We start from the raw sequence: 13,351 nt of genomic DNA on the forward strand, positions 1-13,351 counted from the left end.
GGATAATATAATTAGCAGTCGCAGGGTGCGGCGGCATACCCCATAGATAGACGAAAGGGGGTGCCGCGAATGATCATCACTACTGATCATATCATTGCTTTTTGCTCATTCATCACATTGATCATAATATTGATCGATTGGAATGGAAAAAAGTAATCCACCCTGCTGGGCAAAGTAGGAAATAGATTACTTTTTTCCGCTGATTGGCCACCGCATCTGCGGGTGACTGCTATACCGAGAATGCTGTAACCAGCAGCATTCTCTTTTTTTATCTTATATCTTATATTTACATTATATACCCAATGTTCAAAAGGAATCAACATATGATGGGCAATTGGATTTTCATTAGTTTTAACCCTTCATGCAACCTTCTTTATGGTAAGTCTAAAGGATTACTTACCGCATATTTTCCAAAAACAGCCGAATGACATCCACCCCGCCGACAAATGTACCGACGGAACTTCCTAGATTGGCCAATACGACGACAAGCAGAATTCTTGTTACCTTATTATTCCAAAAACCCTTGAAGCTGAAAACATCTTGCGACATGTTTTCAAAGTCTCTTACATGCGGCCTTCGCATATAGGCCTGAACGGCGCCGGCAAACCAACCTGCTGCAAGGAGTGGATTCAATGAGGTGATTGGCGAAGCCACAAATGCTGTAAGAATGGCCAATGGATGTCCAAAAGCAAGCGCTGCCCCGAGGGCTGATAAAGAGCCATGCCATAATACCCAGCTGATGGTCTGCTGCCAGCCTGCGGATGGATTGGCGTAAAACGTATAGGCTATCAAGGCAAAAATCAAAATGGGAATGGACCAGCCGATGATTTTCGGCACTTTTGATTTCGGGGGGCGTTCGGATAGCCGCTTCAGGTCGTGCTCCTTGTGGATTTCCTCCGTGATTCCAGGAACATGCGCAGCACCGAGGACTGCCACGATCTTTTTCCCGGGAGCTTCTTTGATTTTTTGCGCCAAAAACTGATCGCGCTCATCGATCAACGGAACTTTCAATCTTGGGAAGCTATCGGTGAATTCTTTCAAAATGGCGTTGATCGTATCCTGATTTTTCATCTTTTCCAACTCTTCTTCAGTAATTTCCTCATTGTTGAAAATGCTGAAGAACACCTGCGAAAGCAGCTGAGCCTTGCCCCAGAAGCCGAGGTTGTTCCAAATGCGGGCAAACGTGATCTGGATATTCCGGTCTGCCAAAACAAGGTCTGCTCCTATTTCCTTGGCGGATTCGATACCCTGGATCATTTCTTGTCCAGCCTGGATGCCAAACTGCTTGGCCATCCGTTTTTGAAACGAAGAGATCGCCAGGTTCATCAGCAGCAGCGTCGCTTTCTTTTCCTTAATGACCTTAAAGATATCCATGTCTTTCCATTGATTTTTATTCTGGATTGACTCGAATCTTTGCTCATCCAGCTCCACACAAACAGAATCTGGCTGCTCGGCTTCGATGACCTCTTTTACCTGCTCAGCACTCTGCTTGGAAACATGGGCTGTCCCGATCAATATAAACTCTTTTCCATTTAATTCAAGTCTCGTAATGTTTTCTTCTGACATATGTACCTTCCTCTGAAAAAACGGTATTTTGACTCTTACAGGCTTTTCAGATACAAATCCAATGTATCATCCAACTCACCTTTCACCAATTCAATAAAATCCTTGTTTTCAAAAACCTTATACACTGTCTATTATACACTTCCCGTTGAAATCGTTTTAGCCCCAAATCATTTTCATATAGAAAAAGGTGAAGTTAGGCTATAATGATAGTATTGTACAAAATCAACGGAGGATTGAAATGAAAAAAATAATTACAGCATTGCTCACTGCAACACTTCTATTATCTCCAGTCGGAAGCTTTGTTTTTCAGGATCATGCAACAGTTGAGGCAAAAGGCTATAAATCTGGTAAAAGAAGCTTCAATATGAAAAATAACCAGTCAAATTTCCAACAGAAGCAAAAGCAGGAAGCGCCAAAAACAAATTCCACTAAACAGCAGACGAACCCTAAAGGCGGATTCTTTTCAGGAGGCCTGATGAAAGGCTTGATGTTCGGCGGGTTGGCTGGTTTGCTCTTCGGTAGTCTTTTCGCCAACATGGGGGCTTTGGGTTCCCTGTTGGGACTGATGATCAACCTGGCTGCTATCTATATACTTTTTGCAGTGATCCGTAAGGTGTTCCAAGCCTTGACTCAGCAGAAAAGAAGAGAGGATACCGGACCGTGGGGCAGATAACAATTTCAGAACAGGATATCATTAACGCCATCTGCGTCGATCAATCCCGCAAAAATCATGTCCAGCCTGAAGATGTGGAAGTGGAATTATTGTATGATGATGACAGTGGCTTTTCCGCAGAGGCCTATGTCAATGGAATGAAGCACGGCCTCGAAACAATTGATATCATTGAAGCGCTGCGTTTATGGCTGGATGAGTTTTTAAATGAAAATCCTTATGCGGGGATCGAGCTTGTTCTTGATGACGCTGAGGGGATTATTGCAGTCATAAGCGTATAATTAATAGATTGGGCTGCCTCTTTTGCCACAAATCAATGGCGATGGAGCAGCCCTTTCTTTAAGTATCGACTCCACAATACTAGGGAAGCGGTTATCTTACAACTGAACTATTTTTTTGACCAGCTCTCTATTGCGTTCTTTGAACTTCTCATTATGGGAAGACACCATTCCTGTTTTATCAGCATCCGGATCAATATACTGCTTTGCTTTGTTCACAGCATTTGCAGCGTCCTGAAAAGCCCCAGCTATTAAATTGACTTTCCCTTCGTACATAAGAATATCTCCGGCAGCATAAAGGCCTTCAATGGATGATTCACTGCATGCATTCCCCGCAATATAATAATGATCTGCTCTTCTTATCTTCACCTCGCTGTTATCCAGCAATGCAATATCTCTCTCATATCCATGATTGATAATCACTTCATCAATAGACAAATAGGAAACTTCCCCTGTTTTCGCATTTTTCAATTCTACCTGTTCAATTAACTCTTGGTTGTTACAGGCAATCAGCTTTGTAATAGAGGTATTGAAGAAACAAACAACTGAACTGTCCAAAAGTTGTGTTACCTGAGCTTCATGCGCAGCTAATTTATCTTTTCTATAAGTGAGATACACATTTTTTGCGATAGGCTCCAATTCATTTGCCCAGTCAATAGCCGAATTCCCTCCACCGGAAATGATCACGTTTTTATCTTTAAAATATTTTAATGACTTAACCGTATAATGCAGATTCGACACTTCATACCTATCTGCTCCTTCTATATTCAATTTTTGCGGCTTCAAAATTCCGCTGCCGACCGCAACAATGACTGTTTTCGAATAATGCATTTGTCCTGAAGCGGTATGTAATATGAACATCCCTTGATCATTTTTTGTGATCGATTCAACTTTCTCATTTAACACGACTTCGGGATTGAATGTCAGCCCCTGCTCTACAAGCTGCATAATTAATTTGGCTCCGGTAATCGGCGTTAACCCGCCAACATCCCAAATCATCTTTTCCGGATAAACATGTACTTTCCCGCCCAATTGCGGCTGATATTCAATCAGTTTTGTTTTCATTCCCCTGAGTCCGCTGTAAAAAGTGGAATAAAGACCTGCGGGGCCTCCCCCGATTACTGTCACGTCAAACAAATCCTGTCCCATCCCAATCCGCTCCTTAAATAAACATAAGTGATTCTCATTCTCAATTAAACTGTTGACTTCGCTAAAATAAGCCACTATAGTTATATCATAATGGAATTGATAATCATTATCAATTAAAATTTAACAAGGAGGTAAAAAAATGATCCGCCTGAATACAGATAATTTGAATGTTGGCTATGGTGAGCATCTCATCGTCAAAAACTTGAATGTTGAGATTCCTGATAAAAAGATTACGACAATAATCGGCTCGAATGGCTGCGGCAAGTCGACTTTGTTAAAGGCGATCACCCGGATTATATCTCATCGGTCAGGGTCAATCGTTTTGGATGGCAAAGATATCACAAAAGAGAATACAAAAGTTCTTGCCAAAAAGATGGCAATCCTTCCGCAGACGCCTGACATTATAAATGGATTAACTGTAGGTGAATTGGTTTCATATGGCCGTTTTCCCTATCAGAAAGGATTTGGCCGCCTATCGAACAGAGATATTGAGGTTATTGACTGGGCTCTTGAAGTGACTGGAACAAGTACATTTAAATACCGCTCCGTAGATGCACTGTCCGGCGGTCAGCGACAGCGTGTTTGGATCGCTATGGCACTGGCCCAGGAAACAGAAATTATTTTTCTCGATGAACCCACCACCTATCTGGACATGGCACATCAGCTGGAGGTTTTAGAGCTTTTGCAAAGACTCAATATAGAGCAGGATCGCACTATTATCATGGTTCTGCATGATCTGAATCAAGCGGCACGCTTTGCGGATTATATTATCGCCCTAAAAGATGGTGAGGTTGTAAAGGCAGGAAACAGCGAAGAAGTAATAAACCGTAGTGTGCTAAAAAAAGTGTTTCATATTGATGCGGAAATCGGACGGGATCCCCGTACGAACAAGCCCATGTGCATCACATATAATTTAATCAAAGGAGAACAAAAGAATGAAAAAGATTTGGATTCCATCTCTACTATCGCTCATGCTGTTCATTAGCGGTTGCAGCTCAGCCGAACAGAAAAACGGCTCTGCTTCCAAAGAAAATGAATCTGAAACAATTACATATGAATCTGAAAACGGCCCCATAGAAGTTCCCGCTAATCCTAAGCGAGTAGTCGTCCTTTCCAGCTTTACAGGAAACGTCATGGCTTTGGGCGTCAATTTAGTAGGTGCAGATTCCTGGTCTAAAATGAACCCTCGCTTTGAAAAAGATTTAAAAGATGTCGAAGAAGTTTCTGACGAGAATTTGGAAAAAATTATTGAATTGGACCCGGACTTGATCATTGGATTATCCACTATAAAGAACATTGATAAGTTAAGTGAAATCGCCCCTACTGTGACGTATACGTATGGCAAAGTGGACTACCTGACACAACACTTGGAAATCGGCAAGCTATTGAATAAAGAAAAAGAAGCGAAAGAATGGGTAGACGATTTCAAAAAACGTGCACAAGCTGCCGGCCAGGAAATCAAAGCAAAAATAGGTGAGGATTCAACCGTTTCTGTGATTGAAAACTGGGACAAACAGCTTTATGTATATGGTGACAACTGGGGGCGCGGAACTGAAATCTTATACCAGGAGATGGGTTTGGCCATGCCTGAAAAAGTAAAGGAGATGGCCCTTAAGGACGGCTACTATGCACTATCTTTAGAAGTGCTTCCGGAATATGCCGGTGACTATGTCATCCTCAGCAAAAACTCTGATTTGGATAATTCATTCCAAGAAACCGACACATATAAAAGCATACCGGCTGTAAAGAATAATCATGTATTTGAGGTAAATTCAAAAGAATTTTATTTCAACGACCCAATCACTTTGGAATTGCAGTTGGACTTTTTCAAAAAAAGCTTTCTTGGCAACTGATTTTCGGCAAAAGGAGTATTTTCCAAATAACTCCTTTTCCTTCATTTATAAAAAGAAAAGTGAGAAAAGATGACAAAAGATCAACGTACAATCCCATTTATATACAAACTGATTGCAGGAATGATTATCTGCGTTAGTATGTTTCTTGTTTCAATAGTGTTTGGTGCAGCTGACACAACCGTTTATGATGTGTGGCTGGCATTGACTACAGAAACAACAGGTGAAAAACTGTCAATGATCCGTGAAATTCGATTCCCGCGTGAGGTGGCAGCTATTTTTGTTGGATCCGCACTTTCTGTTTCAGGTGCCGTTATCCAGGGCATGACTAAAAACCCTCTTGCCGATCCGAGCTTACTCGGATTAACTGCAGGAGCAAACGCCGCATTGGCGTTAGTACTGGTTTTCATTCCTACAACCAATTATTTCGGTATTACGATAGCCTGTTTTATTGGTGCAGCTCTCGGAACCATCATGGTCTTTGGGATTAGCGCAATGAAAAAAGGCGGCTTCTCCCCATTTCGCCTTGTTCTTGCCGGCGCAGCTGTCTCTGCCTTCTTGTACGCCATTGCGGAAGGAGTTGGAATTTATTTCAAAGTTTCTAAAGATGTATCAATGTGGACAGCAGGAGGCCTTATAGGCGCTTCCTGGAATCAGCTTCAAGTGATCATTCCTTTTATTCTAGTAGGAATACTCGTTGCTTTACTTCTCTCTAAGCAGCTCACTATTCTCAGTTTAAGCGAGGAAGTAGCGATTGGGTTGGGGCAGAAGACAACGCAGGTGAAGGCTATTTTATTCATTGTTGTCATTCTGCTAGCTGGAGCTTCTGTTGCACTTGTAGGAAATTTAGTATTCATCGGACTCATGGTTCCTCATGTGGTGCGCGGAATTGTTGGAACCGATTATCGCCTGATCATCCCGATGGCAGCCATTCTAGGAGCCACTTTCATGCTTTTGGCTGACACGCTGGGCCGTACGATTAACGCTCCGTATGAAACACCGATAGCAGCAATCATTGCGATAATGGGATTGCCTTTCTTTCTGTTAATAGTTCGTAAAGGAGGAAGCGCATGATCATGATTCAGCCAACTTTACTCAAAAAACAGCGACTCATTCTCTTTTCGTTGCTATTACTTATTCCAATCACCATTATTATTGGGCTGGGCACAGGGTACTCTTCCTTATCATATGACAGGCTGATTCCAACCTTCCTTGGTCAAGGTTCGTTTAAAGAAGAGTTTGTTCTGTTTTCCATTCGACTGCCAAGAATCGTCATTACCCTTTTAGCAGGAATGGGCCTGGCATTATCCGGAGCTATTTTACAAGGCATTACACGCAATGACTTGGCCGATCCTGGTATCATAGGAATCAATTCCGGAGCAGGTGTTGCTATTGCTGTATTCTTTTTGTATTTTCCCATAGAGGCTGGATCCTTTATTTATTTACTGCCTTTAGTCGCATTTATAGGAGCGTTATTGACGGCTTCCCTCATTTATATTTTTTCATATAAGAAGAGCGTTGGAGTCCAGCCTATAAAACTGGTTCTGGTTGGGGTCGGATTTTCAATGGCCCTTTCCGGCGCAATGATTGTCCTCGTTTCATCCGCCGAGCGTGCAAAAGTGGATTTCATTGCAAAATGGCTGGCCGGCAATATTTGGGGAACAGATTGGCCTTTTATTTTGGCGGTCCTTCCCTGGCTGGCCATTCTTATTCCATTTACGCTTTTCAAAGCGAACCAGCTAAATCTTCTTGGACTGGGCGAACCTGTAGCTATTGGAGTGGGAGTCTCCATCGAAAAAGAACGTATAACGCTAATGTTCGCTGCTGTTGCATTAGCGGCTGCGGCTGTCTCCGTCACGGGAGGGATAACCTTTATTGGACTCATGGCCCCACATATAGCAAAAGCATTCGTAGGGCCAAGAAATCAATTATTCATTCCTATTGCCATTCTTATTGGGGGGTGGCTTTTATTAGCCGCAGACACGGTAGGCCGAAATATAGGCGACACTGAAGGGCTTCCGGCCGGGATTGTTGTCGCTTTGATCGGTGCCCCCTATTTTATATATCTGCTTTTGAAAAAAAGCTGAAATCAGTTCGTTCCCATATCCTGGTCACTTGGTTTGGTCAATTGCCGAACCAAAAGGCCGGGATATTATTTATTTCCAATCATCTCATTCCCTGATATTCTTCTCCTCTATCGTTCATACATTTTGAAAAATCACCGGGGGTTGTTTGTTTTTCTGTTCAAAAAAGCTATAATAAGAGCATTGTTTACGAAGAGAGTGATTTTGATGAAACAACGAGAGCAATGGACATCGAAGATCGGTTTTGTATTGGCGGCCGCTGGAAGCGCCATCGGGCTCGGCGCCATTTGGAAGTTTCCGTATATGGCGGGTACGAACGGCGGCAGCGTCTTCTTATTTTTATTTATTTTATCTACCATGGCCATCGGCCTGCCCATTTTATTGGCGGAGTTTGTCATCGGCCGGAGGGGCCAGCATGATGCGGTCACTTCCCTGAAGCTGCTGGCGCCCGGAACGAAATGGCATTGGATTGGCTGGATGGGCCTTGTTACGTCTTTTATCTTATTATCTTTCTATAGTGTCGTAGGAGGATGGATTCTTTCCTATTTGGTGAGAGCACTGGTTTTCCAGCTTAACAACACTAATTATGGAGAATTATTCGGCTCGGTCATTTCAAACCCGGTCGAGGTTTTAACTGCACAAGCAGCATTCATGTTCTTGACGGTTTGGATTGTCCAAGGCGGTGTCAAAGGGGGAATTGAACGCGCGAGCCGATGGATGATGCCATTATTATTCATCTTTTTCATCGTACTCGCCATCCGTTCTCTGACGTTGGAAGGAGCGATGGAAGGAGTCCGGTTCCTGTTTGTCCCGGATTGGTCCTTTTTGACGGGAAAAACTTTCCTGCTGGCGCTTGGACAGGCTTTCTTCTCTCTGAGTGTCGGTGTGACCGCGATGATGACCTACGCCTCTTACCTTCCAAAAGAGGAACGACTCGGCCAATCTGCCTTGAACGTATCGCTGTTGAATATATTCATTTCATTACTGGCAGGGCTCGTGATCTTTCCGGCGGTGTTCGCGCTCGGTCATTCGCCGGAAGAAGGACCTGGGCTTATATTCGTCATCCTGCCGGCCATCTTTAATGAAATACCGCTTGGCGGCGTATTTATGATCATTTTCTTTATCTTAATGTTGTTCGCTACACTGACCTCCTCCATCGCTATGCTGGAAATTGTCGTATCAACCGGTATCCAAAAAAAATATGACCGCAGAAAGCGGATGGCTTGGGTATTTGGCTTGCTCATTTTCCTTGTCGGGATACCTAGCGCTCTATCATTTGGTGTTTTATCAGAGTTGCACCTTCCGGGCGGCACTGTATTTGATTTTGCGGATATATTGACGAGCAGAATTGGAATGCCGATCAATGCCCTTCTCGTATCGTTGTTCGCTGGGCATGTACTGACTAAAGCGGAGACGGCTGATGAGCTGCGGATGAATCCGGCAATCCATTCTATATGGAAATTTATTGTAAGATACGCGGCCCCGATAGCCATCATCGCCATCTTTCTTGCCTATTTCATAAATGGTTAGTAAAAGCAGACTTTGGTCGATCCTTAGGGGAAAAAAGACCTTAAGGGTAATCTAATTTATACCAGTAAAAAAACTCGAAAGCGATCTATACTAGGATTGCTTTCGAGTTTTTTTTCCTAATCAAAGGAAAGAAACTGTAAATGTTTATGAATATACTTATTTTGCTTTGTCTAGCTCTTGCGCCTTTCGACTAGCAGACTTCGCGTCTAATGGGCTCCTGCGACGCAGCGATTCGAGGAAGTACTTTCCTACGATAAATCAACATCGGATTAAATTTCCTGATGTTAAATCACCTAAATATTGGTAAAATTTAAAAAACACTTGCATTGAAAGCGCTGACTAGATTAAGCTATTACACGTTTGAGAATTTATAGAAAGGAGCAAAAAAAAACAATTTAAATGCCATGAATAGCTTATCAGATAGTGACCTAATCAAAGCTTACATCCAAGCGAAAAAATTAGAACTTGACCCTAATTTTATTCAACAATTAGAAGCCGAACTTCAACGACGCTCTATTTCCATACATCCAGATGAAACATAGTGAAAAGACACCTACAATAATAGTAGGTGTCTTTTCACATAACCTTAATAAGGCAACAGCGAATATTGAGGGTTTTCATTTCTGGAATCACATTTTCTGTAAAATGGAATCCAGCATTGGTTGACCGCATCCCCGAAATGAGCGTATTATTTTCATCCATGAAAATAGTCGGTTTCTTGAGGCTCGATGCCGAAAACGAACTGTTTAACTTAGGGTCCTGCCGACGTTAAAATGGAACCGCTTTATTTATACAGGGGTTTAATTTGTTTTTGATAAATCTCATACAACTCTCGTTCGGAAACCCCTCGTTTTTCCGCCGCTTCCTTGATCAAAGCGATCTCATGATACATAGTTTCAGACAAAATCCCCTTTTTAATATTCTTTCTGATTTCCACATAAAAACCTGCTAAAAGATCGTCCGGTAGTTGTTCGTATAAAGAGGACAAAATATTCCTCCTTTCTGTAATAGACTAAGAAGCAGCATTACAGGTATTTTTAAAAATTTCTGTATAAAAGAGCTTTAATCCTTTTCTTAAAAAGAAAATAAGGAAAAAGTAGCTATCAGTTTTAGTGCATTAACAGATTAATTTTATGCATAAATAAACCGCGGCTAGTTATACTAAACGCGGTTAAACATTCATTTTTTTATATCTGCTATTACTACATTTACCTTTAATTTTTAACTTATAACTGGATGCAATTCCAAAAACTTTGTATTGAAGTCACCGCTCATAAACGTTTCATTCTTGCTGTGGCTTCTTCTCTTGTAGAACCGTAGGTGATGACCATTGCGATCATTTTTTCCTAATCACCAACCACGCTCCGCCATTCTCTCTTCAAGGCTGAGCTGATTGACGTCGATGCCTTTCATAGCTGCCCCCAGTTCTTTTGAAAGCTTGCCGATCAAATCATAGTCTTTGTAATTCGCTGTCGCTTGGACAATCGCGCTTGCAAATTTTTCGGGATTCTCTGATTTGAATATACCTGAACCAACAAATACGCCGTCTGCTCCAAGTTCCATCATCAACGCTGCATCAGCGGGTGTCGCTACGCCGCCGGCCGCAAAGTTGACAACGGGCAGCCTGCCCTCTTTTTTGATCTGCTTAAGAATTTCGTACGGTGCACCAAGATTTTTAGCTTCGGTCATCAATTCATCGTCATTCATTGCAACCACTTTTCGAACTTGCGCATTCACTTTACGGATATGGCGTACAGCCTCAACAATGTTCCCTGTTCCAGGCTCTCCTTTCGTACGAAGCATGGCTGTCCCTTCCCCGATCCGGCGTGCAGCCTCGCCTAAATCACGGCACCCACATACAAATGGCACAGTAAAATCGCTTTTTAAGAGGTGGAACTCTTCGTCTGCAGGAGTAAGGACTTCACTTTCGTCAATAAAATCGACACCCATTGCCTCAAGTACTCTGGCCTCAACAATATGCCCAATACGGACTTTCGCCATTACGGGTATAGAAACTGCACTTACGACTTCTTCAACAATTCTCGGATCAGCCATTCTGGCAACCCCGCCGGCCGCTCGAATGTCGGATGGCACCCTTTCCAAAGCCATGACTGCTACAGCTCCGGAAGCCTCCGCAACCCTTGCCTGCTCTGCGTTGACAACATCCATAATAACGCCGCCATTAATCTTTTCCAAAACATTTTTTGCTGTTTCGCTTACTGTTTGTGTCATGATTAACCCTCCAAGAGATTGTTTTTTCTTCCATTTGCCATTATTATAGAAATAAGGTGACTCTGTTAAAAGCGCCAGTTTCAACCAAAGTGACAGGGTCAGATTTTGGGAGGTTAATAGTATGGAAATGTTATCATGCAATTTAAACCGTTCCATCGATGTTCCGCTATACGAACAGCTTTATTTATATATAAAAAAAGAAATAACGGAAGGCCGCCTCGAATATGGCTCCAAGCTGCCATCCAAGCGGAAGCTTTCCGAATTTCTGAAGGTCAGCCAGAATACTGTGGAAACGGCTTATGATCAGCTGATAGCAGAAGGATACATCGAAGGACTGCCCCGGAAGGGGTATTTTGTCCTGGCTTATGAAGATTTGGAATATGTACAAAATGAAGCTGCCGTAACAGATGAATTGATCGAAGAGAAGGAATTAGTGAAGTATCATTTTCATCCGGGCTGGATTGATACAGAGAATTTCCCTTTTCACAAATGGCGGAAATATGCCAGGGACACGATTGATCAACAGCATCATTCATTGCTTTTGCTTGGTGATAAACAAGGAGAATTGGAGCTTAGAAGAGAAATAGCCCATTATTTGTACCATGCAAGAGGTGTCCAATGTTTCCCTGAGCAAATTGTCATCGGGGCCGGGAGTGACAACCTTCTGCAGCAGCTCATTCTCCTGTTTGACAAAGAAACGATATACGGCGTGGAAGACCCAGGCTATCACGTCATTTCGCATATATTGAAAAGCTCCCAGCATAAAATACATCCGCTCAAAGTGGATGATGAAGGCGTAAAAACGGATTCCCTCGAGAATACAAACATCAATGTCGTTTACGTCACACCGTCCCACCACTTCCCGTACGGGTCCGTACTTTCGGTCAATCGCCGGGTTAAACTGTTGAATTGGGCAGCAGGCGGCGAGCACCGCTACATCATTGAAGATGATTACGACAGTGAATTCCGTTACAGCGGTAAATCCATCCCTTCATTGCAAAGCATGGACCACAGCGAAAAAGTTATTTTTTTGGGCAGTTTTTCTAAATCCCTTATCCCGTCACTCCGGATCAGTTATATGGTTTTGCCAAAACCTTTACTAAAAAAATATAAAGAAGTGGCGCTATCTTTCTATCATTGTTCCGTTTCGAGAATCGACCAGCATATATTAACCCAGTTTATGAAAGAAGGAGATTTTGAGAGACATTTAAACAGGATGAGGAAAATCTATCGAAAAAAACTTGAAAAGACCCTGGAAGTGTTAAAACCTTACCAGAAAAAAGTGGAAGTAATAGGAGAACATTCCGGCCTGCACATGCTGCTCTCCATAAAAAATGGCATGGATGAAGAAGAACTTGTCAAGAGGGCGTTAGAGGCCAAAGTAAAGATCCATCCGCTTTCCTATTACACATTGGACAAAAAAGTGGAGCATCCTCCAAAAATCATCCTGGGATTTGCCGGAATACCAGAAGAAGAATTGGAGCCTGCCGTTCAATTGCTGTTGGAGAGTTGGGGGATTGCTTAAGTGTATGATAAGCGCTTCATGCCCGCCTCCGAAATGGGGGCGGGCTTTTTATTCAGATAAAGAGTCTATATATAGTCAATGAATGTTCCCGGCTTTACATAACCGTAAATCCTAATCCTGTTTTCCGATAACTCACCAGGTACATGTATTTCCCTGAGAATGTTCACCAGTTCCTCTTTAATTTTTGCATTTTCAAACTTGATTTCCAACCATTCTATTGGATTGTACCCCCCTGTACGGAAGTGATAGTACCAATCTCCATCCCAATGGCTGATATATCCAGTCTCGATATCTTTTGTTCTCCAAAGAACTTGTTCCGGGAACTCAATCATGGCCGTTCTAATTTCATCCCATTTGGTATCATTCATTAAGGGGTGATATCCCATATATTAACCCATCCTTTTCTATTTAGCCCCTAAATGAACTTGGACAATAAGAGTAAAAATTATTATACTGCTTAATGTACC

At 42.5% G+C, this 13,351-nt stretch carries 14 protein-coding genes; 9 read left to right on the top strand and 5 right to left on the bottom strand.

The features are described from left to right. Positions 1-396 precede the first annotated feature (396 nt). Positions 397-1,566 (bottom strand): TraB/GumN family protein, encoded by a 1,170-nt coding sequence (locus tag FS666_RS05575; RefSeq protein ID WP_144460946.1) that lies wholly within the window; start codon positions 1,564-1,566, stop codon positions 397-399. A gap of 238 nt (positions 1,567-1,804) precedes the next feature. On the opposite strand from FS666_RS05575, the gene FS666_RS05580 reads away from it, so the two are divergent. Beyond that, positions 1,805-2,239 carry a hypothetical protein gene (locus FS666_RS05580; RefSeq protein WP_144460945.1) on the top strand — a complete coding sequence of 145 codons (435 nt, stop codon included), beginning with the start codon at positions 1,805-1,807 and terminating at the stop codon, positions 2,237-2,239. Then, positions 2,227-2,517: a DUF2653 family protein gene (locus FS666_RS05585; RefSeq protein WP_144460944.1), complete on the top strand. Its 291-nt coding sequence runs from the start codon at positions 2,227-2,229 to the stop codon at positions 2,515-2,517. Before FS666_RS05580 ends, FS666_RS05585 begins: the two co-directional genes overlap by 13 nt. 96 nt (positions 2,518-2,613) lie before the next feature. On the opposite strand, the gene FS666_RS05590 is transcribed toward FS666_RS05585, so the two are convergent. Continuing rightward, positions 2,614-3,663, bottom strand: a complete 1,050-nt coding sequence (locus tag FS666_RS05590; RefSeq protein WP_120071452.1) for an NAD(P)/FAD-dependent oxidoreductase — start codon at positions 3,661-3,663, stop codon at positions 2,614-2,616. A gap of 139 nt (positions 3,664-3,802) precedes the next feature. Here FS666_RS05590 and FS666_RS05595 point away from each other — a divergent pair, with 139 nt between their 5' ends. The 6 genes from FS666_RS05595 to FS666_RS05620 all read left to right on the top strand — a co-directional run bounded on the left by FS666_RS05595 (position 3,803) and on the right by FS666_RS05620 (position 9,669). Next, positions 3,803-4,648 (top strand): ABC transporter ATP-binding protein, encoded by an 846-nt coding sequence (locus FS666_RS05595; RefSeq protein WP_120071454.1) that lies wholly within the window; start codon positions 3,803-3,805, stop codon positions 4,646-4,648. After that, positions 4,635-5,516 (top strand): iron-hydroxamate ABC transporter substrate-binding protein, encoded by an 882-nt coding sequence (locus FS666_RS05600; RefSeq protein WP_390615034.1) that lies wholly within the window; start codon positions 4,635-4,637, stop codon positions 5,514-5,516. The genes FS666_RS05595 and FS666_RS05600 overlap by 14 nt, the downstream gene beginning before the upstream one ends. A 69-nt stretch (positions 5,517-5,585) precedes the next feature. Then, on the top strand, positions 5,586-6,587 hold the full coding sequence (locus FS666_RS05605; protein ID WP_144460942.1) for a FecCD family ABC transporter permease: 1,002 nt from the start codon (positions 5,586-5,588) through the stop codon (positions 6,585-6,587). A gap of 2 nt (positions 6,588-6,589) precedes the next feature. Beyond that, positions 6,590-7,600: a FecCD family ABC transporter permease gene (locus tag FS666_RS05610; protein ID WP_144460987.1), complete on the top strand. Its 1,011-nt coding sequence runs from the start codon at positions 6,590-6,592 to the stop codon at positions 7,598-7,600. Between the two features lie 204 nt (positions 7,601-7,804). Beyond that, positions 7,805-9,127 carry a sodium-dependent transporter gene (locus tag FS666_RS05615; RefSeq protein WP_144460941.1) on the top strand — a complete coding sequence of 441 codons (1,323 nt, stop codon included), beginning with the start codon at positions 7,805-7,807 and terminating at the stop codon, positions 9,125-9,127. 404 nt (positions 9,128-9,531) lie between these two features. Beyond that, on the top strand, positions 9,532-9,669 hold the full coding sequence (locus FS666_RS05620) for a sporulation histidine kinase inhibitor Sda (RefSeq protein WP_144460940.1): 138 nt from the start codon (positions 9,532-9,534) through the stop codon (positions 9,667-9,669). A gap of 242 nt (positions 9,670-9,911) precedes the next feature. Here the strand turns inward: FS666_RS05620 and FS666_RS05625 are convergent, their stop codons facing one another. Both FS666_RS05625 and pdxS read right to left on the bottom strand, forming a co-directional pair. Next, positions 9,912-10,115: a hypothetical protein gene (locus FS666_RS05625; RefSeq protein WP_144460939.1), complete on the bottom strand. Its 204-nt coding sequence runs from the start codon at positions 10,113-10,115 to the stop codon at positions 9,912-9,914. 362 nt (positions 10,116-10,477) lie between these two features. Continuing rightward, on the bottom strand, positions 10,478-11,359 hold the full coding sequence (pdxS, locus tag FS666_RS05630; RefSeq protein ID WP_144460938.1) for a pyridoxal 5'-phosphate synthase lyase subunit PdxS: 882 nt from the start codon (positions 11,357-11,359) through the stop codon (positions 10,478-10,480). 121 nt (positions 11,360-11,480) lie between these two features. Between pdxS and pdxR the strand changes: the two genes are divergently transcribed. Next, entirely contained in the window at positions 11,481-12,884 is a 1,404-nt protein-coding gene (pdxR, locus tag FS666_RS05635; RefSeq protein ID WP_144460937.1) for a MocR-like pyridoxine biosynthesis transcription factor PdxR, read from the top strand. Between the two features lie 65 nt (positions 12,885-12,949). On the opposite strand, the gene FS666_RS05640 is transcribed toward pdxR, so the two are convergent. After that, positions 12,950-13,270 (bottom strand): DUF6678 family protein, encoded by a 321-nt coding sequence (locus tag FS666_RS05640; protein ID WP_144460936.1) that lies wholly within the window; start codon positions 13,268-13,270, stop codon positions 12,950-12,952. Positions 13,271-13,351 lie beyond the last annotated feature (81 nt).

Origin of the sequence: Siminovitchia fortis (assembly GCF_007681465.1) — a bacterium.
GTDB classification, from domain to species: Bacteria; Bacillota; Bacilli; order Bacillales; family Bacillaceae_C; genus Siminovitchia; species Siminovitchia fortis.